We start from the raw sequence: 23,818 nt of genomic DNA, 5'->3' as shown, positions 1-23,818 counted from the left end.
AGGCTGAGTCCTGGTTGTTATGTATGACCAAGTCAGGTCTTGTTTTCTGTTTTACTCCTTGTTTATAAGCCCTCGTTAAAATAGTCTCTATTATTAGGTGTTTTAATTTAATATCGAGCATTGATGATAATGATCAAAGATTCTTGATTAATGGTCGTTTTCTTCGCTGATAACAGCGTGATAAATGAATTAAATAAAAAATTAAACGGCAAGAGTAAGCCAAATTTAAAGAGGATCAATTCTCTTTACATGTTGGGGAATCAGTTATTCAGGCCTTATAGATTAAAAGTGGCAATCAAATGTTGAAAACCTTACTTGTTGATGATCATCCGGTCGTACGTTTTGCAGTAAGAATGTTATTAGAAAAAGTGGGTATTGAAGTCGTCGGCGAAACCAGCAATGGCGCAGATGCCATCCAAATGGCGCGTCAATTACAACCCAATCTTATTGTGTTAGACATGAGCATGCCCAAAATTGATGGCTTTCAGGTGATTGAACATTTACGCAGTCAAACCCAGCAGATCAAAATTTTAGTTCTGACTTCTCAGGCCACGGCCCACTTTGCTCAACGCTGTCAGAAGGCCGGGGCGAATGGTTTTGTCACTAAAACGGAAGACCTTTCTGGGTTAGTTGATGCTGTACGCGTGGTAGGGCGAGGATACAACTATTTTCCTCAGGCCGACTATCTGGAGCAAGGCCAGCCAGAAGTTCCTGTTCAGGATCAGGACGTTTTAACCCAGCTTTCAGATCGTGAAATGAGTGTATTGGTCAGCCTGGCAAGTGGCATGAGCAACAAAGAGATCAGCCAACAACTGGTGCTAAGTGAGAAAACAATCAGTACCTATAAGCATCGACTTAAGGCTAAACTCAATGCGCGGTCTATTATTGATCTTATTGATTTTGCGCGCAGGAATAAGCTACTTGATTAGACGTTTTCGCTTCGAGCTGTTGGCATTGATGCTTATCTTTCCTTTTTTTGTCGCTTCTGAACCGACAGAATCACGGAACTTGCTCATGCATGTCTCATTATCGGGTGTGACACCGCTGGTTGTCACACCACAGCAGCATCAATGGCTGCAACAGAAGAAAGTGCTTAATGTAGGCATTTATGCTCACGATTCGCCCCCCTTGAGTCTGCTTACACCACCCAATGATTTTGAAGGTCTGAATGCTGACTTTCTTGGATTAATTGCGGCCCAGTTAGGTTTGGAGGTGAGGTTAATAACCTTCCAGACCAATGAGGAACGCATGCGGGCATTGAAAAATGGTGATATTGACATTATTCCAAACCGTGTTGCGGAATCGGACAATAAAGATTTAGTTTTCTCTGTTCCTTATGTCACTGAACATCCAATTCTTGCCACCAGTGTGAGCAATACCAAACCTCTTCCTGCTGAACTCAATAACGCTTCGGTTGCGCTAGCTGCGGGATACTGGCCTTTGAAGGAATTAAAACAGGCTTATCCTAACGCGCGGTTTCAGTTATTTGACAACTATCAGGAAGCTCTCAGTGCCGTAGCATTTGGTCACTCTGACGTTTACATGGGTAATAGCTATCCCATTGGACGGAACTTCCTCAATAATTTACGTATTGAGCGCTACGCCAGATTACCGCAAAGGAAGAGTGGTTTTGCTATGTTGCGCAATACCTCGCCACTGGCCTCATTAATAGATGCCGCCATTGAAGCATTGCCGTCCGAAAAACAAATTGAGGTTCGTCAACTGTGGCAATCAAATGAACTACGTGTCATCAATCAACCCCTGACATTTTCTCCACGACAACAGCAATGGATTGATAAGCATCCCGTGGTGAATGTGGTTGTGTATGGTGAAGATTATTTGGCACCCGTTGCCTTTATTGATAAAGATGGTGCACTGCGCGGTATAGCCGCCGATGTTTTAGGTTTGGTGCAACTCAAAACAGGTCTTCAATTTCGGGTTAATACAGCGTCATCACTGTCTGAATTGACGAGTCAAGTGACTAAGGGTGATGTTGATATGGTTGCAGCAATCACCCCCAGCACAGAACGCAGTGAAGCCATGCTCTTTACCTATCCCTATGTGCGTACCGCGTTCACCTTAATTACGGAAAAAAATAACAACAGCATTAACCGATTAGAGGATTTACGCGGAAAAAGATTGGGGGTGAATAAAGGGGCTACGCTCGCAAAATTCATCGCAGAAAAATACCCTGACATCAAATTGGTCTTTTTTGATAAATCAGAGGACTTATTTAATAGTGCTGCGAACGGTGATGTAGATGCCATTATCGGTATATTAATTACGTCAGATTATCTCATTGGCAAGCATAATGCAGATAAATTAAAAATGGTTGGCGTGATAGGTAATGATTCCACCTTTATATCATTTGGTGTTAATAATCATTCACCGGAATTACGCGATATATTCGACAATGTGCTTAAAAACTTACCGCCAGATGAACTCGATATCCTGGCAAACCACTGGCGACCCAATAATCTTTTAGTAGTGGACAATTTTTGGGCTCGTCATCGCATGGCGATAGTAACTGGCATGGTGGCCGCGATTATTGTAGCACTTCTTATTCTTATGCGGACCCTGTGGCTGCGCCGTGAAATGTCTCTTGTTGAGAATCAAAACCGGCAATTGCAGCGTTTATTAGACGAGTTGCCTTTCCCTATTACATTGCGCGATATTGAAGGCCGCTTAAGCTATGCTAATCAGCCTTTTCTTGATTTATTCGGCATCGATTTTGAAACTATAAAAGGGACACTACTGACGGAGCAGCCGCGTAACGTTATTTACGAACAAGCTGTTTTCTCTCAAAATAAAGCCAGTATGGTAGCAAGCACGGGTACGCCTTATAGAAACGACTTGAGTTTCTCAATACTTGATAATGAAGGGAATGTTGCCAGAACCTTTATTGGCAATGTTTGGATGCTGCCCTGGCATGACAGTGCGGGCAAACAAATTGGTGTATTAAGTCTTATCTGGGACGTTTCAGATCGGGTTGAATTACTTAGACAACTATCAGAAGTTAGCGAACGTGCTGAAGAGTCAAATCGAGCAAAATCCACTTTCCTCTCTACTATGAGTCATGAAATACGCACGCCGATGAATGCCATTATCGGCATGCTTGACATGGCTATAAAAAAAGCAAGGAAAGGGGAGCAGGATATTCAGGCATTGGAAGTGGCGTATGAATCGTCTGAGGGATTGGTGGGGTTAATTGGCGATATTTTGGATCTTTCTCGTATTGAAGGCGGTGAACTAGAGTTTAAGCCTGTACGTATTAACCTGGCCGCCCTGATTAACCAGCTAATGGTTATTTTTAATGGATTAGCACTGGATAAAAGTATTCGTCTGCATAAAGAAATTCCTGACGATGCAAATACGGATGTTATTGCCGATCCATTACGCATCAAACAAGTTCTTTCTAACATCCTGAGCAATGCGATTAAGTTTACGGACCATGGCGGCGTTACTTTACGCTTGCAGCATTATCCTCAGACTGAGGAACGTCAGGTTCGCTACGTTATTGAAGTGCAAGACAGTGGGGTGGGGATTGACAGCCAACAGCAAGATAAATTATTCCAGCCTTTTGCTCAGGCCGATAATCGTCGTGCTGGAACCGGCTTAGGTTTATATATCAGCCGTAATTTGTGCCAAAACATGGGAGGAAACCTCACCCTTACTAGCGAACAGAATGTGGGAACCTGTGTGCGCGCCGAGTTTGTACTGCCTATTGCCGAAAATATTGAGGTAACTAAGAAAGAAGAATCGCCGGTCGCTGCGCAGATAGTTTCACTGGATGTGCTGGTGGTCGATGATAACGCGGCCAACCGGATTCTCCTCGCCAAGCAACTGGCCTGGCTGGGTCATCATGCTCATGTTGCCGAAGACGGTGAGCAAGGGCTTAATCTGTGGCGTAAACATGATTTCGATGTCGTGATCACCGATTGTAATATGCCTGGTATGAACGGTTATCAACTGGCGCAACGCATTCGCGAAATTGAAGCACAAGAACAACGTGAAGCGGTGTGGATGATTGGTTTCACTGCGAATGCTATGCAGGAAATCATTGAGCGCTGTCATCGTGCAGGTATGAATGGTTGTCTCTTCAAACCTTGTACGTTGAATAGCCTGGCAGATGCTTTAAATCTGCGTGATGACGTTAAATATGAAGGGTTAACTTTGTCAGATTTAACCAGGGATGACGCCGTTTTACAGCAGCAATTGCAGAAAAAACTGCATGAAACAGTTATGCAGGACTATACCGCCATGCGCTTTGCCGCCAGCCAGCAAGAGTGGGAAACACTGGGTAATCTGGCGCATCGCATGTGCGGTAGTGTTCGGATTGCACGTGAAACTAAGCTAGCAACCTTATGTCAGGCGCTGGAAAATGCCTGTCTTTCAAGCGAACATCAGTCGATACAGTGCCAGCAATGCTGGCATCAACTGAAAATAGAGCTGCAAGCCTGGCTTGCTCGAACCGCTGAGGAGTGATATCAGCGCCCAGGTGAAATGACCTCTGATGTTGGCAAACATTGCAACCCGTCAGAAACCGTTGCGACGAGCAAAATCAATCACCACCCGGAGATCGGTGGTATTCAGTTTTTGCATGATGCTGCGTTTATAGGTGCTGATGGTTTTATTACTCAGCTGCATTTCTTCAGCGATGGTTTTGTTGGCTTTGCCTGCCCCTATCTCTCGTAAAACCTGCATTTCTCTGCCGGTGAGATGACGAAGAATGGCAGTGGCCGAGGCATCCTGCAAACTCTCACTTACCTCATTGTCAATCACCACCAAATTATATTTAGGCGGAAAATTCAGGGTGTGAATCAGCTTCTCGAGCGGTTGGTTTTTACTTAGGTAAACCATCCAGTTTAGACGGTGTGTACGTAAAATATGAAACGCACTGTCAGAAGAGGCGAATATAACAATGCGCAATCCTTTCAGGATTGAAGTTAATTGCCCCAGCCGACTAATATACTCTTCTTTCATTAGCACTGGATCAATGATAACAAAGTCTGGTTTTACAAAAAGAATAATACGGAAGAGCTCTTCAGGAATGGTGGTCGTGGCGGCCACGTCAAAACCATGCTGTGATAAGCAAAACCGCATTCCAGAAATGATCACTGGATTACTATCGAAAATAACGACCTTTTCCCTCATCTTTACATCCCTCAGTGAATAACAGTCATAATTTCTCACAGTTATCTGGGGATAAATACGGGACGCGTCTGTGATGACAGAAATTGATACTGAACCTTTCTCACGATGCTGATGAATGATTATCCACTGCAATTTCTTCCAGCAGCTCGGCATTAATCTGGCTCATACAAGCAAAGAGCTGTTGGGCATAATCATTAATTGTTTCCCAGCACATTCCTGTGTCGCAGGCATTCTCCAGTTGTTTACATTTTTCGATAAAGGGCACATCACGCAGTAAGCTGGCGCTGCCGCTGATTCGATGAGCCAGGCGTGATACCTCATCGCGATTTTCTTGTAACAGATTCATCTTCAATGATTCAGCGTCTTGTTGATGAAGTTTCACCATCTCTTCTTTAAGCGAGCTGTGTAATGGGGCCTGCTCATTTTCTGGTTGAGTTAAGCTGAGATGTGGGAAATGACGCTGCAAAATAGTGTGCAACGCTTGAGGAGAGAGTGGCTTGACCAAACACTCACTCATGCCGACCGAAAGGCAGCGAGCGGTGGCTTCAAAACTGGTCAGCGCCGTCAAACCAAAAATCGGAACGGGTGGTTGTTCATTACGTAGTTCCTCAGCACGAATAGCTTCTGTCATTGCGAATCCATCCATAACAGGCATGGTGCAATCGGTAATGATCAAGTCAAACGTAGGGTGCTGGTTCCGCCATTTATTTAATCCCTGGGCACCGTCTTCTGCAATAAACACCGCGTGACCCCAACTCTCCAGTTGCTGCTGCAGTGCACGGCGGCCTGGTGGGTAATCGTCGACGATCAGAATATTGATTCCTTCTGTCGCTGGCGTTGAGATGGGCGCGGCAGTCAGAGAAGAGGGAGGTGCCTGGAAGTAAAAACTGACTACCGTACCGTTCTCATCGCTCTCCAGCGCAATTTCCCCGCCGTGCTGAGTCGCAAGTTGCTGGCACACACTCAGCGGAATACCGGTTTCAGACCATACTGGCGCGGTAGTCTCGGCATCGGGTTGGGAAGGATCGAGCAATTCTCCCTCATTCGAAACTTCAAGCACCAGTGGAACACGCGTTTCGCCAGGCTCACTACGTCCCTGGAATAGTGCGACAGTGATCGTTTTACCGGTGCTATGTTTAATGGCGTTACGTAGCAGGCTGGAGAATACCCGGATGATCAACAACGAGTCGGTGTCAAAATGGTCTGTTTTAAGCGCGGTATCGACTTCAATATGAACATGCTTTTCATCAGCCTGTAATCGATAAAGCGCAACGGTGCTATGGATCAATTGTGGCAGGTTAACACTGCGCACCATACCCTGAAGTTGTTGATCATCTGCGCGAAACACATCAAAAACATCGCCTATTAAAGAAAGCAGATTACAAGCAGATTCCCAGATAAGCGGTAAATTCTCGCTGCTGTTTCCCGCCGATTGTTGCTGCTGAATCTCCATTTCCAGCAAGCCGATGATGGCATTGAGTGGCGTACGGACTTCATGCCCCATGCTTTGCATAAACGCAGCTTTACTCGCATTTGCCTGACGCAATGCGGCTTTGGTTTGCCTGATGCGTTCAATCATGGCTTGCTGCTCAGTGATATCCAGCCAGCCGCCGATTAATCCACAAATTTTTCCATTGCGGTCACGCCAGGGCACCGTCCAGCCTGACAGATAGTGCAACTGGCCATCGACAGTAAAGGGGCCTGACCATTGCTGAGATTCACCCGTCTCAAGCGCATGTTGATACTGGCTTTCAAGGCGTTGTAGCGCATCCTGGTTAACGTTATCGATCTGTTCCAGAGTTTTGCCGGTATACATTGCACCATCACGCTTGACGGTTTCCGCCCAGCCCTGATTAAAACGCAAAAGCTTGCCTTCAAGATCGCGGGCATAAAGCGCAACGGGAGCGTTATCTATTAGCGTTTGGGTGAAATTAAGCTGATCGCTAAGATCTTTTTGCGCCTGTTCACCGGTCTGTAATGCACGTCGTAAGCTTTTTATCCAGAAGATACTGGCCACTAAGGTGGTAATGAACAAAATGGCAAGAATGAGGAAACTGAGCAGATTCTTATTGCTGAACCTATCGATACCTTCAGGTTCCGCCTGGCGCCAGGGAATAGAAAGCGAAATCAGTTGATCGGGTGTAAGCCCACGCAAGGCTTTATCGACAATTTGCAGCGGAATCTCGCCCTGCGCCTGGGCTTTAAAACCCAGTTCAGTTGAGGCAGTTGGCACGGTAGCCGCGATTCTCAATCCAGAATAGGGCGCAAGTGAAAGCATGTACTGCGCGACAAATTGAGGAGCGACAACGCCGCGCACCGATCTATTTTTCAGCAAATCGAGTGCCTGATAAAGGTTCTCGCTTTTGCTTAGACGTAACGTGGGATACCAGGTTTCCAGCGTCGATATCAATGGGTTATCACCCACGATGGCCATGCGCTCGCCTTTCAATTGATAAAAGTTTTCTGGCAGTGGCACATCTCTCTGCATGATGACGACCATTGCTGAACTCAATACCGGGGTGAAAAAATCCGCTGGTGCTACTTCACCCTGAACCCAGTCATTAAGCACTAAGGCATCAGGATGCGTATTTATCAGAGCATCGCGTTCGCTGCTATTTTGGTAACTCAGGAGTGAAAAATTGAGGCCGTATTCGCGGGTTAAGCGATTAAGAACATCAATCATCAAACCTTCAGGTGCGCCATTGGGTGAGACAAAACTGATGGGCGGACGTTGGCTGTGCAGCAGGACTTCAATACGCTTTTTCCCTTTTAACCATTGTTCCTCTTCAACCGTCATACCCAGCGGATTTTGCATCATGATGGCACCGCTATCTAATCCCCAGCCGCTGCCAATGCGTAATCGGCTGGCTAAAGGGATTTGCTGTAGAGCCGTATTAATGGCATCAAGCAGTTGTGATTCACTGCTATCGATACCGAAACTTAAATTGAGATTGGTCAAGGTGGTATCTGGCACCATCTCCAATCCTGCGATCTGGCGAGAGTGCAGCAGATAGCTAGCGCTGGTTCGATTGATCCACAATGCATTAATTTGACTATAGGCTACAGCGTTAATTGCCTGATCCAACTCGGGGAATGAACGCAGGATGCTGCCGGGATAGGCTTTCTTTAACGGCACTGCGAGTATGTCATCAGACATGGCACCAAGAGAAAAATGGGAAAGAGAAGCGGAGGTATTTTCTTCCTGTTTACGCTTCAGCAGCACCGGATTATCCAGCAGCCAGGGCAACGAGGCGCGCGTGGTGTGGCTCGGCCAACGCTCGGGATTCCACATCGCTAGCATTTGAATGTCATGATGTGCCAGAGCGGCTCGCGCTTCGGTGCTGTTCTGATAATGGTGCAGCTCAAAAGTTATCTGCAGGCTATCCTGCAATATAGCCAGGTAATCTGCTGCAATGCCCTGATAAATGCCTCGCACCATACCTTCACCAATCGGAGGATGAGAGGGCCCCCAAACGCCTACGCGCACCACTTTATGCGCATTTAACCAGCGTTGCGTATCATCCTGAAACTTCACCTGAGGCGCATTAACCTGAATCCGAGGTTGCAAGGTTAATCCGGTCGAATCTGCCCTGGAAAAGGAAGAGAAGATAATGAACACGACAAGTAAAATCTGAATCCAGGCGCGCATGGTGGTGACATATCCCAATAGATAAAAAGAAAAATCTAAGCCAAAAGGCTTAAAGCAACATCGTTCTGTAATGAAGGTTAAAGCGTAGTCTATGCTCGCCGATGAAGATAAGCCGTTCACTGCTGAACATTAAGTATTGTTTAGTATGACTTATTATGGAAGTTGATGCGCCAGGTGAGGTCTTGGTTGAGAATTTTACTTCTGTTATGTCAGTCCTTTCCTACTGATTGTTGGGGTAATGCTGACATCATTTTGGTTATGGCTTGAATACAATGGTATTTCCTCTTTGACCCGGAGGACTTTTCCCTTTTGTTCTATTTATCCTTTTCCTGTGTATGGGTCACCCGCTATCTTTCTGGGTGATCTATTTTTTCCTCTACTTCCTGGTGTTTTTCTGTGGCGCAATATGCGTCCAGGCGTTGCTGTCTGCAACCAAGACTTGGCTTATGGGATTTGTCTTGGTTAGCGGTGAGAATGTTCTTACAGAAGGGGCAGGTTTTCATTTTTTATTAACAAAGCTATAACTAAGCTTATGGTTGTCGTTATCGCCCTTTAAGGATACTTTTGAATGTGCCTGCACGAGATAGTGTTGAAGATCAGGCACCTAATGATTTCCACGCCGCGTTTGCGCCAATACTGTAGAGGCATTCATGTCACTGAACTTCGATAGAAACATCCGAATCGCTATTCTGGATGATCATCCAATCGTTTTACGCTCATTTGAAGTGGTTTCGATGCAAGAAACCGATATGACCATCGTAGGCAGCTTTGCCCAAAGTCGTGACCTATTAGCTTTTCTGCGAGAAAACGAGGTGGATGTATTGATCCTTGACTACATCCTTAACAGCGATGAACTCGATGGTTTGTCATTAATTAAGCAAATTCTCGCACGTCATCCCACAGTGAAAATCCTGATGTCCTCTTCCGTTGAGAGTCTGGCAGTGATTCGTACTGCTTATATGATTGGCATTAAGGGATACATTGGAAAGCGTGAAGAAACGTCGACATATCTTGCTGCCATACGTATGGTAGCGAGTGGACAGCGCTATATTCCGCAAGACATCGTTGAAGGTCTCTCTCAGGTACCAACGCGTAAAAAAGATGAAGCGATGATAAATGGCTCGTCGAATGAATCGGTAAATGAAGGCGATGTGGCCGAACTGATTAAATTGCTCACCCCTCGTGAAGCTGAAGTGATCCGCTGTTTCCTTGATGGCATGGAAATCATTGAGATTGCTGCCAAATTGAAACGCAGCCGTAAAACTATCAGTGGTCATAAACAAACTGGGATGCGAAAACTCGGCTTGTCATCCGACCTGGAGTTATTTAAATACCGCGAAGATCTTTTCCGCTAATCTCTTTATAGATCCCATCCTCACCCGCTTTTCAGCGGGTGGAGACAAAAGATTTAAAGCTGTTCCTCTAATGGATTAATCTGCAACTCAACTTCCGTTGGCATAATCATCAGCGCTACCGATTCATTTGTTGCAATCGTATTCCAATGCTCTGCCTTAACATCACCTGAAATCGAGTCCAACGTAATATCAGCCATTGCTTCGCTGGGTTCAACGGCAGGTGTAATAGCCAGCTCTGCATGGACATCCACCAGTAAGTTCTTATCAGTAAATGTAACTTCAGCTTTATTACTGATGATCTCTGGTTCAATCACTGTAATGGCTGCAAAATCAAACACCGTTTCTTCAGGCAGATGTACAGAAACCGGCTTTGGCAGCATAACTTCAAAGACAAGATGATCAATATACAGATGATGGCCCGAAGCTAATGGGCTTTTAGCCACCAATGAAATGGTTTTTGTGTCCGTGTCTGATGAGGTAAATTCTCCACGAAGTTGATAGCCTTCAGCCACACGAACAGCAGTTAACAAAATTTCCTGACCATCAACATTCAAGGAAAAAGCAGGGGGCTCAGAGTGATCATCCATAATCATCCGCATATTAAATTGATAATGGCTATTTGCACTAATCTGTAATTTCTGGGTTAATAGCGTGCTGTTTTCGACTAGCGAGTCATTAATGACTAGTTGCCCATTTTCGTTAAGCTGAGTCTCGATGGAATCATTAATCTGCCAATTATCGTATTGCATATTATTGTCGACCGCACCAGGTTTAACACTATTCTCAAGATTTTCGGCGCTTGATGTAATCGGATTATACTCCGTAATTGCTTTCAGCTCTCTGAGTGTAATCGTTTCATTAGCAGTTTGTTGGCGACTCAATTTTATGTCTTCAGACGCGTCAAAAGTTACATTTCCATTTTGTATGTTTGAAGCAAATTCAGCAAGTAAAGGTTGTGGCATAACGGTTGCCGCGAGGAGTTCAACTGGCGAATCTCCGATGTGCGTATTAGCTGCCATCGCGGTTGTTTGTTGAGCATTTTCGTTCGGCATTAATGATAGTGTTGAGTCAGCAGGCGCACTACCAGAAGCGACTATCTCACTGAAATCAATTACATGAAGTGTTTGTGAACAACCACTGAGATGATGGCGCAAATGATACTGTCCACCATGGCGTTCTTCTGCTTCAACCTCATCAAGAGACTGGCTGGATTTAGATATTGCGGCATAGCCCTTTAAATGATGTGTTTGCGATAAAGCGAGATCTTCATTATTTAGCGTCAATGCTGTGTGCTGAGTAACGGGCATATTAATACCTTAATTTCGATAATGACGCAGGATTTCTCCTGCAATTACCTTAAATTCTGAAGGGGTTTTCTGATTATTGGACCAAGCCCAGTCTCGGTTTTGTGCTAAAAACCAGTTATTGAAGCGTCAGGAAGTCCAGTACAATAGATTTCATAATGTTTCTTAATCTAAGATCAAATAACCCACTTTATATTCTCGATTTATTGTAATTAACCCACCTTAATTCATCCAAGACTCAGCCCGTATTTTCCTCTCAGACACATCTGTAAAACATGCTGCTATCTGGGCAAGGATCACATCAGACCACCCAGCCATTACCGCCCGGTTTCGGGTATCGCCCAAACCGGGCAGGAAATTAATTGCTTAAAAAGGGTCTATATGAGTCTCGTACAAGTCAACGCAGCAATGGTGGAGAACAACACCATTGTTAAAACCGATGTGCTGCGCGCGGAAAAAGCGGGTAAAGCGGTAAAATTCAAGGCCGTCAAAGGGGCCAAATATATTCTTGCTGAAGGTGAAAAGGGCTTCGCGCCAGAGAACATCACCGTTAAGCGTGTAGGTAAAGATTTGCATGTGTTCCTTGAAGGAACCGAGCTGGATCAGCCTCAGCTCATTATCGAAGATTTCTTCGACAAACCAGGCGAACTGGTGGGTAAAGCTGAAGATGGTCAGTGGCACGAATACATTTCGACTGATGGCGACAGCGATCATGAAGCCGCCTTCCTGATGGATGGTGAGTCTTCTGCGCTGGTATTAGGTGCAGGCTCAATTGGTAGTCTGGACGGGTTAGCACTGGCTCCGTTAGCGTTGTCTCCTGCATTGCTGGCTTTGGGTGCGTTGGCTGGCATTATTGCTGCAGCAGGTTTGGCAACCGCAATTGCACATCACCGTGATAAAGGCGGTAACGGTAATGGTGGCGACAACGGCGACAACGGCGATGGAGACGGTGGTTTCATTGTTCTTCCTCCCAGCCTGAAAGAAGTAATGGATGATGCGGGCGAATTCACGGGTCCAATCAGTAATGGCGGCATCACTGATGACAGCACGCCAACTTTGAGTGGCGAAGGCACACCTGGCAATACCATTATTATTCGCGATAAAGGCGAAATTATCGGTTCAACCATTGTCGGCGAAGACGGCAGCTGGACGTGGACGCCAGAAACTCCTCTAGAAGATGGTGAACATCGCTTCGAGTTGGTAGAGCGCGATCCTGCAGGTAACGAGAGCGCACCGGGTGAAGAGTTCATCGTGATCATTGATACCGATCCGCCAGCACGCCCTGAAATTGGTCAGGTATTTGATGATTTCGAACCTAAAACCGGACCACTCGCCAGCGGCGACTGGACCAATGATAATACGCCAACCTTCAGCGGTAGCGGGCAAGAGCCAGGCGATACCACTATCATTATCGACAACGGTAAAGAAGTGGGCAGCACCATTGTTAAAGACGATGGCACCTGGGAATACACCCCAACTGAGCCGTGGAAAGACGGTGAACACACCGTTGAAGTCGTTGCCCGTGATCCAGCTGGCAACCGTTCAGAACCTTCCGATCCTTATGATGTCAACATCGATACCCGCATTCCTGGCATTCCAGGCCAGGACGGTACGCCAGGCATTGACGACGTTATTGATGATGTCGGCACAATCACTGGTTCAATCAGCAATGGCGGTATTACTGACGATACCACGCCTACCCTTGAAGGCTCTTTCCAGACGCCTGGTTCAATTATCATCGTTAAAGATAACGGCACCATCATTGGTAGTGCTGTAGCTGATAAAAATGGTGGCTGGCAGTTTACGCCGGATCCTGAGCTTCCTGAAGGTGACCACAACTTCACCATCATTATTGAAACCTCAACCGGTTATGTCTCCGAAGAGTCAGAGCCTTGGTTAGTCATCGTCGACACCACCGCACCAGATGCGCCGGTCATCACCGATGTTATCGACAATCAGGGCGACGTAGTCGGCCCAATCAACAGCGGCGACACCACCGACGACGCTCAGCCGGAAATTCGCGGTACCGCAGAAGCGGGCAGCACCGTCATCATTTATGACAAAGGTGTGGAAATCGGTCGCACCGAAGCCGATGAAAACGGTGACTGGTCATTTACGCCGGTTCCGCCACTGCTGAACGGCGACCACGAACTGAGCGCCAAGGCTCAAGATAAAGCCGGTAACATCGGCGACGAATCTAACAAAGTTGACTTCGACCTGATCGCAGGCGGCAACGCTTCGGCTCCGGCGATTACCGGCGCATGGGACGATGTTGAAGCCAAAACCGGCATGCTGCACAACGGCGATCTGACCAACGACGCGCGTCCTGAACTGCGTGGTACCGCACAGCCGGGCGAAATTGTCACTATCATCATGGATGGCAAAGCACAGGGCAGCGTGACGGCGGATGCCAACGGTCAGTGGTCGTGGACGCCAGATGCGGACCTGAAAGACGGTATTCATAACTTCCGTGCCGAAGTATCAGACGCGGCAGGCAACAAAACCGCTACCGGCAACTTCCAGTTGCAAATCGATACCCAGGCCCCAGACGCTGCTGACGACGTCACGGCAGAAGACAACGTCGGTCCAATTATCGGTCCGATCAAAGATGGTGACATCACCGACGACAGCACACCGACTTTCGGTGGCACTGGCGATCCGGGCGATACCGTTATTATTAAAGACAATGATGAAATCATCGGCACCACTATTGTGGGTGAAGATGGCAGCTGGGAATTCACCCCTGAAACCCCGCTGGAGGATGGCGAACACAGCGTCATCGTTATCATCGAAGATCCGGCGGGCAACCAGAGTGACCCATCCGATCCGATCGAGTTTATCGTTGACCCTTCTAACGTCATCATCAGCATCGACTATGCGATTGATGATGTAGTCGCGCACACCGGTAATATGGCGTCCGGCGCCTTAACCAACGACGACACGCCGACGCTGGTCGGTAAAGCAACACCGAAAAGTCTGGTGATCATCAGCGATGAAAACGGTCCAATCGGCAGCGTACAAGCCGACAGCTTTGGCCGCTGGAGTTTCACCACGCCAGCACTGAGCGCGGGCTCACACAGCTTCACCGCAACTGCAACCGATCCTAAATACGGCATCATCAGCGCACCTACCGCTGAATTTGTATTGATCGTTGATGTTGATGCGCCAACCAAACCTGGCGAAGGCGGTACCGGCGGCGACGGCATCGGCGACATCATTGATGACGTAGGCCCAATTCAGGGCAGCGTGGGCAACGGCGACGTGACTGACGACACTACGCCAACGCTTGAAGGCAGTGGCCTGCAACCGGGCGACGTAATCACCATCATCGACAACGGCCAGCCAATCGGCTCAGCGGTCGCAGATGAGAACGGTGGCTGGCAGTTCACACCGGATACCCCGCTGAACGAAGGTGATCACGAGTTCACGATTATCGTCACCGACCCGGCAGGCAACAGCTCTGAAGAGTCTGACCCTTATCTGATTGTTGTTGACACTGAAGCGCCAGCTGCGCCGGTGATTAAACAGATCATTGACGACCAGGGCAGCGTGACCGGTCCGATCCAGAACGGCGGCGTCACCGACGATGCACAGCCGGAAATCAGCGGTACCGCAGAAGCGGGCAGCACCGTCATCATTTATGACAAAGGCGTGGAAATCGGTCGCACCGAAGCCGATGAGAACGGCGACTGGTCGTTTATTCCGGTTCCACCGCTGATGAACGGCGATCACGACATCACGGCAAAAGCCCAGGATAAAGCGGGCAATATCGGCGACGAATCTAATAGCATCGGCTTTGATTTGATCGCCGGCGGCAACGCCACGGCTCCGGCCATTATTGGCGCATGGGACGACGTGGAAGCGTTTACCGGCATGCTGGATAACGGCGCGCTGACCAACGATGCGCGTCCTGAACTGCGCGGTACCGCGCAGCCGGGCGAAATTGTCACCATCATCATGGATGGCAAAGCGCAGGGCAGCGTGGTGGCTGACGGCAATGGCCAGTGGACATGGACGCCGGCAGTCGATCTGACGGATGGCAAGCACAACTTCCGCGCTGAAGTGAGCGATGCGGCGGGCAACAAAACCGCCAGCGGCAACTTCCAGCTGGAGATCGACGCAACGCCACCGGATGCAGCAGAAAATGTAGGTGCCGAGGATAACGTTGGCCCGATTGTCGGACCAATCGAAAACGGTGATACCACTGACGACAGCACGCCAACCATTGGTGGCGAAGGTGAGCCGGGCGGCACCGTTATCATTAAAGATGGCGATGACATCATTGGCTCTACCATTGTGGGTGAAGACGGCCACTGGGAATTCACCCCGGAAATCCCACTGGAAGACGGCCATCACGAAATTATCGTGGTTATTCGTGACGAAGCGGGTAATGAGTCAGACCCAAGCACGCCAATTGAATTCGATGTCGGCACCGGCAACGTAGTTATTAGCATTGACTACGCGATTGACGACGTTGCAGCACATACTGGCAACATTGCATCGGGCACCACCACCAACGACGACACGCCAACACTGGTCGGTAAAGCGACACCTAACAGCATGGTGATCATCAGCGATGCGAACGGTCCGGTCGGCAGCGTGCAGGCTGACAGTTTTGGTCGCTGGAGTTTCACTACGCCTGCTCTGCAGGATGGCAGCTATGCGTTTACCGCAACGGCAACCGATCCGAAAACTGGCGCGGTCAGCGCACCAACGGCGGAGTTTGCGCTGGTAATTGATACCACCGCACCGACCAAGCCGGGCGAAGGCGGCACCGGCGGCGACGGCATCGGCGACGTGATTGACGACGTGGGCCCAATTCAGGGCAGCGTGGGCAACGGCGACGTCACCGACGACACCACCCCGACCCTCGAAGGCAGTGGTCTGCAGCCGGGCGACGTGGTCACCATCATCGACAACGGCCAGCCAATCGGCTCGGCGGTGGCGGATGAGAACGGCGGCTGGCAGTTCACGCCGGATACGCCGCTGAACGACGGCGCGCACGACTTCACCGTTATCGTCACCGACCCGGCGGGCAACAGCTCCGAAGAGTCGGATCCGTACACGGTGATCGTCGATACCGAAGCGCCTGCGGCGCCGGTGATCAAGCAGATCATCGACGACCAGGGCGACGTGACCGGTCCGATTGCCAACGGCGGCACCACCGACGACGCGCAGCCGGAAATCAGCGGTTCTGCAGAAGCGGGCAGCACGGTGATCATCTCCGACAACGGCGTGGTTATCGGCAGCACCGTGGCGGATGCCAACGGCGACTGGTCGTTCATTCCGGTTCCGCCGCTGCTGAACGGCGACCACGAGTTCACCGCGAAGGCGCAGGACCCGGCGGGTAACGTCAGCGACGACTCCAACAGCATCGGCTTTGAGCTGATCGCGGGCGGCAACGCCACGGCCCCGGCCATTACCGGCGCGTGGGACGACGTGGAAGCGAAGACCGGCATGCTGCACAGCGGCGACGTCACCAACGACGCGCGTCCTGAGCTGCGCGGTACCGCACAGGCCGGCGACATTGTCACCATCGTGATGGACGGCAAGGTGCAGGGCAGCGTAGTGGCGGATGCGAACGGCCAGTGGTCGTGGACGCCGGCGGCTGACCTGAGCGAAGGCAAGCACAGCTTCCGCGCGGAAGTCACCGACGCGGCGGGCAACAAAACCGCCAGCGGCAACTTCCAGCTGGAAGTGGACGTTACCCCACCGGACGCGGCGGATGACGTGACGGCGGAAGACAACGTCGGCCCGATCACCGGTCCGATCAGCAACGGCGACACCACCGACGACAGCACCCCGACCTTCGGCGGCACCGGCGAGCCGGGCGACACCGTGATCGTTAAAGACGGTGACGACGTGATCGGCAGCACCATCGTCGGCGAAGACGGCAGCTGGGAATTCACCCCGGAGACCCCGCTGGAGGAAGGCGAGCACAGCATCATCGTGATCATCGAAGATCCGGCGGGCAACCAGAGCAATCCGTCCGACCCGATCGACTTTATCGTTGACCTGTCCGACCTGATTGTCAGCATCGATTACGCGATTGACGACGCGGGCAGCATCACCGGCAACATGAGCAGCGGCACGCTGACGGACGACGCCACCCCGACGCTGGTCGGCATGGCGAAGCCCAACAGCATCGTTGAGATCTTCGACGGCGGCGTCTCGCTGGGCAGCGTGCAGGCGAATGCGTTCGGCAAGTGGAGCTTCACGCCGGCGACGGCGCTGAGCGAAGGCGAGCACCAGTTCACTGCGGTAGCCACCGACGCGACCGGCAACGTCAGCGCACCGACGGCGGAGTTTGCGCTGGTAATTGATACCACCGCACCGACCAAGCCGGGCGAAGGCGGCACCGGCGGCGACGGCATCGGCGACGTGATTGACGACGTGGGCCCGATCCAGGGCAGCGTGGGTAACGGCGACGTCACCGACGACACCACCCCGACGCTGGAAGGCAGTGGTCTGCAGCCGGGCGACGTGGTCACCATCATTGACAACGGCCAGCCAATCGGCTCGGCGGTGGCGGATGAGAACGGCGGCTGGCAGTTCACGCCGGATACCCCGCTGAACGACGGCGCGCACGACTTCACCGTTATCGTGACCGACCCGGCGGGCAACAGCTCCGAAGAGTCGGATCCGTACACGGTTATCGTCGATACCGAAGCACCTGAAGCGCCGGTGATCAAACAGATTATCGACGACCAGGGCGACGTGACCGGCCCGATTGCCAACGGCGGCACCACCGACGACGCGCAGCCGGAAATCAGCGGCACCGCGGAAGCGGGCAGCACGGTGATCATCTCCGACAACGGCGTGGTTATCGGCAGCACCGTGGCGGATGCGGGCGGCAACTGGTCGTTCATTCCGGTTCCGCCGCTGCTGAACGGCGACCACGAGTTCACCGCGAAGGCGCAGGACCCGGCGGGCAACGTCAGCGACGACTCCAACAGCATCGGCTTTGAGCTGATCGCGGGCGGTAACGCCACGGCCCCGGCCATCACCGGCGCGTGGGACGACGTGGAGGCGAAAACCGGCATGCTGCACAGCGGCGACGTCACCAACGACGCGCGCCCTGAGTTGCAGGGTACGGCGAAAGCGGGCGACGTGGTCACTATCGTGATGGACGGCAAAGCACAGGGCAGCGTAGTAGCTGACAGCAATGGTCGCTGGAGGTGGACGCCAACAGCCGATCTTGCCGAAGGTGTGCATAACTTCCGTGCGGAAGTGAAAGATACTGAAGGTCAGATCGTTGCGAGCGGTGATTTTGCACTGGAAATCGACGTCACTGCACCGGATGCAGCGGATGATGTAACGGCGGAAGACAACGTCGGCCCGATCACCGGTCCGATCCTGGACGGCGACACCACCGACGACAGCACCCCGACCTTCGGCGGCACCGGCGAGCCGGGCGACACCGTGATCGTTAAAGACAATGATGACGTGATCGGCAGCACCATCGTCGGTGAAGACGGCAGCTGGGAGTTCACCCCGGAGACCCCGCTGGAGGAAGGCGAGCACAGCGTTATCGTGATCATCGAAGACCCGGCCGGCAACCAGAGCAACCCGTCAGACCCGATCGACTTCATCGTTGACCTGTCTGACCTGATTGTCAGCATCGACTACGCGATTGACGATGTTGAGGCGTATACCGGCAACATGGCGTCTGGCACCGTCACTAACGATGACACGCCGACGCTGGTCGGTATGGCGAAGCCCAACAGCATCGTGGAAATCTTTGACGGTAAAACGTCGCTGGGCACCGTGCAGGCGAACGGATTCGGCAAGTGGAGCTTCACGCCGGCAGCGGCGCTGAGCGAAGGCCCGCATAAGTTTACTGCGGTAGCCACCGATGCGACCGGTAACGTCAGCGCGCCAACGGCGGAGTTTGAACTGGTCATCGACACCACCGCGCCAACCAAACCGGGCGAAGGCGGCACCGGCGGCGACGGTATCAGTGACATCATTGACGACGTGGGCCCAATCCAGGGCAGCGTGGGCAACGGTGACGTGACCGACGACACCACGCCACGTCTTGAAGGTAGCGGCCTGCAGCCGGGTGACGTGGTCACCATCATCGACAACGGCCAGCCGATTGGCTCGGCGGTGGCGGATGAGAACGGCGGCTGGCAGTTCACGCCGGATACCCCGCTGAATGAAGGCGCACATGACTTCACCGTCATCGTCACCGACCCTGCGGGCAACAGCTCCGAAGAGTCTGATCCGTATACCATTATCATTGATACTCAGGCTCCACTGGCGCCAGCTATCGTTGATGCATGGGACGATGTTCAGGGTGGTGTATTTAATGGTTCTATTGCGAATGGTGGTGTGACCAACGATCCAACACCTGAGCTGCGTGGTACAGCAGAGGCTGGCAGCATCGTAACCATTTATAAAGCTGACGGTTCAGTGCAAGGCAGCACCACCGCAGATTCTGCGGGTAAATGGAGCTGGACACCTTCTACCAATCTGGGAGAAGGCATGCATGAGTTTTATACCAAAGCGATGGATGAAGCTGGCAACGTTTCACCTAAGTCACCGGCGTTCAATATTGAAGTTGATACCGTTGCGCCAAACGCACCGGTCATCAGCGGCGCGGAAGATAACGTCGCGGGCGGCATTGTGGGGGCGATTGCTAACGGCGGTCTGACCAACGACAACCGTCCGACGTTCAGCGGCACGGCGGAAGCCAACAGCGTGCTGCAGATCCGCGAAGGCAACACCGTGCTGGGCAGCGTGCATGTGGGCGCGGACGGCAAGTGGTCGCTGGAGTTACCGGCGGCGCTGGCTGACGGCGTGCACACGCTGACCACGGTGACCACGGACGCGGCGGGCAACACCTCGCCGGTGTCAAACAGCTGGGCGGTGAACGTGGATACCGTTGCGCCAAACGCGCCGGTCATCAGCGGCGCGGAAGACAACGTCGCGGGCGGTACCGTGGGTGCGATTGCTAACGGCGGTCTGACCAACGACAACCGTCCGACGTTCAGCGGCACGGCGGAAGCCAATAGCGTGCTGCAAATTCGCGAAGGCAACACCGTGCTGGGCAGCGTGAAAGTGGGCGCGGACGGCAAGTGGTCGCTGGAGTTACCGGCGGCGCTGGCTGACGGCGTGCACACGCTGACCACGGTGACCACCGATGCGGCGGGCAACACCTCGCCGGTGTCAAACAGCTGGGCGGTGAACGTGGATGCCACGGCGCCAAACGCACCGGTCATCAGCGGCGCGGAGGATAACGTCGCGGGTGGCATCGTGGGGGCGATTGCTAACGGTGGGCTGACCAACGACAACCGTCCGACGTTCAGCGGCACGGCGGAAGCCAACAGCGTGCTGCAAATTCGCGAAGGCAACACCGTGCTGGGCAGCGTGAAAGTGGGCGCGGACGGCAAGTGGTCGCTGGAGTTACCGGCGGCGCTGCGTGACGGCGTGCACACGCTGACCACGGTGACCACGGATGCGGCGGGCAACACCTCGCCGGTGTCAAACAGCTGGGCGGTGAACGTGGATACCGTTGCGCCAAACGCGCCGGTCATCAGCGGCGCGGCGGACAACGTGGCGGGCGGAGTTGTAGGCGCACTTGCCAACGGAGGTCTGACCAACGATAACCGTCCGACGTTCAGCGGCACGGCGGAAGCCAACAGCGTGCTGCAAATTCGCGAAGGCAACACGGTGCTGGGCAGCGTGAAAGTGGGCGCGGACGGCAAGTGGTCGCTGGAGTTACCGGCGGCGCTGGCGGACGGCGTGCACACGCTTACCACGGTGACCACCGACGCGGCGGGCAACACCTCGCCGGTGTCGAACAGCTGGGCGGTGAACGTGGACGCCACGGCGCCAAACGCACCGGTCATCAGCGGCGCGGAAGACAACGTCGCGGGCGGCATCGTGGGTGCGATTGCTAACGGCGGCCTGACCAACGACAACCGTCCGACGTTCAGCGGCACGGCGGAAGCCAACAGCGTGCTGCAAATTCGCGAAGGCAACACCGTGCTGGGCAGCGTGAAAGTGGGCGCGGACGGCAAGTGGTCGCTGGAGTTACCGGCGGCGCTGGCTGACGGCGTGCACACGCTGACCACGGTGACGACGGACGCGGCGGGCAACACCTCGCCGGTGTCAAACAGCTGGGCGGTGAACGTGGACGCCACGGCGCCAAACGCACCGGTCATCAGCGGCGCGGAAGACAACGTCGCGGGCGGCGTAGTGGGTGCGATTGCTAACGGCGGTCTGACCAACGATAACCGTCCAACCTTCAGCGGCACGGCGGAAGCCAACAGCGTGCTGCAGATTCGCGAAGGCAACACGGTGCTGGGCAGCGTGAAAGTGGGCGCGGACGGCAAGTGGTCGCTGGAGTTACCGGCGGCGCTGGCTGACGGCGTGCACACGCTGACTACGGTGACTACCGACGCGGCGGGTAACACCTCGCCGGTATCGAACGGCTGGGCGGTGAACGTGGATGCCACGGCGCCAAACGCGCCGGTCATCAGCGGCGCGGCGGACAACGTTGCGGGGGGAATTGTGGGTGCGATTGCCAACGGCGGTCTGACCAACGACAATCGTCCGACGTTCAGCGGCACGGCGGAAGCCAACAGTGTGCTGCAAATTCGCGAAGGCAACACCGTGCTGGGCAGCGTGAAAGTGGGCGCGGACGGCAAGTGGTCGCTGGAGTTAACGGGGGCACTGGCGGACGGCGTGCACACGCTGACCACGGTGACGACGGACGCGGCGGGTAACACCTCGCCGGTGTCAAACAGCTGGGCGGTGAACGTGGACACCACGGCGCCAAACGCACCGGTCATCAGCGGCGCATGGGATGATGTCGCGGGTGGCGTGTATAACGCCCTGGTGGCGCATAACGGCATCACCAATGACAACCGTCCTGAGTTGCGTGGTACGGCAGCTGCGGGAAGTGTGGTGACGATCTACTCATCTACCGGAAGCGTGTTAGGTAGTACGACTGCAACTGGCACTGGAGCATGGAGCTGGACACCGGCAGCATTGGCAAGCGCCACCTACAGCTACTACGTGAAGGCAACCGATGCGGCGGGTAATACCTCGGCGCAGTCTGCAACCTACACTGTGACGGTTGATACGGTTGCACCAAACGCCCCGGTGATAACGACCATTACTGACAATGTTGGTGCGTCACAAGGTGATATTGCCAATGGCGGTACAACCGATGACACCACGCCAACGCTGGTAGGTAAGGCTGAAGCGAATAGCATTGTCACAATTTATGATGGTGCTACAGAGATCGGCTCGGTTCAAACTGATGGGGCAGGAAACTGGATATTTACACCAACAGCCCTGCAAGTAGGAAGCTCACATAATTTCTATGTGAAAGCAACTGATAGCGCCGGAAATATCTCTGCTAAATCCGCAGATTACGAAATTAACATCATTTCAACATCAACTAAAGGGAGTGAAAACTTTACTAATTATCCATATAACTCTAATTACGATTACTTTTTTGCTGTTGGGACCGTTTTACCCTCAGGATTACAAGTTTTGGAATATGACTATCCATCAGCACGCTTAAGAGATTTAACAGTAGGTGGGCATTTGTGGATCGAACAGAATTGTACAATTGTATTGTCAGTGGGTAATACAAGTGACATGTCCTTTATACTTACAACCTGGGGAAACTCGGCGGGAGGATACGGTAGCGGTGTAGTTAAATTCTTCGACGAAAACAATGATTTGTTATTTACCGATACTTATAGTTCAACTAATTATTATGATAGGGTGCCTGTTAACTATGTAGCACCAAATGGCAAAACTATCGCTAAAGTGTCAATTTATACAAATGATGCTGACGGTTTTGCTCTTGATGATCTTACTTGGGGACAACAAACCACCCGCAGTTTCTTAAGCCCATTTGGGAGTGATACTGATACATTAAATGATGAATTAAGCTTATTAGCGCTTAATTCGAATGAGCAACCGCAAAGTCATTACGATGCAACTCATAAAACGTTGTCCATCGAATATACCGAGCAACCCATCGACTTCAGCACACTGGCAGATAGCAACATGAATGTCACCGTGGTCGATATGGCTAACAGTGAAGCGAATGTGCTGAATATCAGCCTCGGTGATGTGTTAGCGCACGGTGAAGAGCATGCCTTCACCGCCGATAACACCAAACAGCTGATGATCAAAGGCGACGAGGGCGATGTGGTGAACCTCTCCGATCTGCTGCCAGACGGCACTGACCCAGGCAACTGGGCCAAAGCTGAAGGCACCGTCACCGTCGGTGGCGTGCAGTACGAGGTGTATCAGCATGAAGGAACGGATACTGAGCTGTTAATCCAGCAAGGTGTGCAGACCAACCTGAACAACCATTAATCCATCAA

The 23,818-nt window shown here is 52.0% G+C and carries 7 protein-coding genes; 4 read left to right on the top strand and 3 right to left on the bottom strand.

Annotation, left to right across the window (positions count from 1 at the left end):
• The first annotated feature begins 299 nt into the window (after positions 1-299).
• Together BM323_RS00325 and BM323_RS00320 are read left to right on the top strand one after the other, a co-directional pair.
• Positions 300-929, top strand: a complete 630-nt coding sequence (locus tag BM323_RS00325; RefSeq protein WP_008110021.1) for a response regulator transcription factor — start codon at positions 300-302, stop codon at positions 927-929.
• Positions 922-4,485 carry a transporter substrate-binding domain-containing protein gene (locus BM323_RS00320; protein ID WP_254773227.1) on the top strand — a complete coding sequence of 1,188 codons (3,564 nt, stop codon included), beginning with the start codon at positions 922-924 and terminating at the stop codon, positions 4,483-4,485. The genes BM323_RS00325 and BM323_RS00320 overlap by 8 nt, the downstream gene beginning before the upstream one ends.
• A gap of 51 nt (positions 4,486-4,536) precedes the next feature.
• On the opposite strand, the gene BM323_RS00315 is transcribed toward BM323_RS00320, so the two are convergent.
• Positions 4,537-5,154, bottom strand: a complete 618-nt coding sequence (locus BM323_RS00315) for a response regulator transcription factor (RefSeq protein ID WP_008110017.1) — start codon at positions 5,152-5,154, stop codon at positions 4,537-4,539.
• 100 nt (positions 5,155-5,254) lie between these two features.
• Entirely contained in the window at positions 5,255-8,923 is a 3,669-nt protein-coding gene (locus BM323_RS00310) for a response regulator (protein WP_139221395.1), read from the bottom strand.
• Between the two features lie 530 nt (positions 8,924-9,453).
• On the opposite strand from BM323_RS00310, the gene BM323_RS00305 reads away from it, so the two are divergent.
• Entirely contained in the window at positions 9,454-10,158 is a 705-nt protein-coding gene (locus BM323_RS00305; protein ID WP_008110013.1) for a response regulator, read from the top strand.
• A 53-nt stretch (positions 10,159-10,211) separates the two neighbouring features.
• Here the strand turns inward: BM323_RS00305 and BM323_RS24210 are convergent, their stop codons facing one another.
• Positions 10,212-11,465 carry a hypothetical protein gene (locus BM323_RS24210; RefSeq protein WP_008110011.1) on the bottom strand — a complete coding sequence of 418 codons (1,254 nt, stop codon included), beginning with the start codon at positions 11,463-11,465 and terminating at the stop codon, positions 10,212-10,214.
• A gap of 378 nt (positions 11,466-11,843) precedes the next feature.
• On the opposite strand from BM323_RS24210, the gene BM323_RS00295 reads away from it, so the two are divergent.
• Positions 11,844-23,810: an Ig-like domain-containing protein gene (locus BM323_RS00295; protein ID WP_091003160.1), complete on the top strand. Its 11,967-nt coding sequence runs from the start codon at positions 11,844-11,846 to the stop codon at positions 23,808-23,810.
• Positions 23,811-23,818 lie beyond the last annotated feature (8 nt).

It is taken from the genome of Pantoea sp. YR525, from assembly GCF_900116775.1.
Taxonomy (GTDB): Bacteria; Pseudomonadota; Gammaproteobacteria; order Enterobacterales; family Enterobacteriaceae; genus Pantoea; species Pantoea symbiotica.
This window is presented reverse-complemented; position numbering and strand designations above follow the sequence as displayed.

Bases quoted from the DNA above. Each gene is read 5' to 3' on its own strand.
- BM323_RS00325 (WP_008110021.1), top strand. From the start codon at position 300: ATGTTGAAAACCTTACTTGTTGATGATCATCCGGTCGTACGTTTTGCA.
- BM323_RS00315 (WP_008110017.1), bottom strand. From the start codon at position 5,154: ATGAGGGAAAAGGTCGTTATTTTCGATAGTAATCCAGTGATCATTTCT.
- BM323_RS00305 (WP_008110013.1), top strand. From the start codon at position 9,454: ATGTCACTGAACTTCGATAGAAACATCCGAATCGCTATTCTGGATGAT.
- BM323_RS24210 (WP_008110011.1), bottom strand. From the start codon at position 11,465: ATGCCCGTTACTCAGCACACAGCATTGACGCTAAATAATGAAGATCTC.
- BM323_RS00295 (WP_091003160.1), top strand. From the start codon at position 11,844: ATGAGTCTCGTACAAGTCAACGCAGCAATGGTGGAGAACAACACCATT.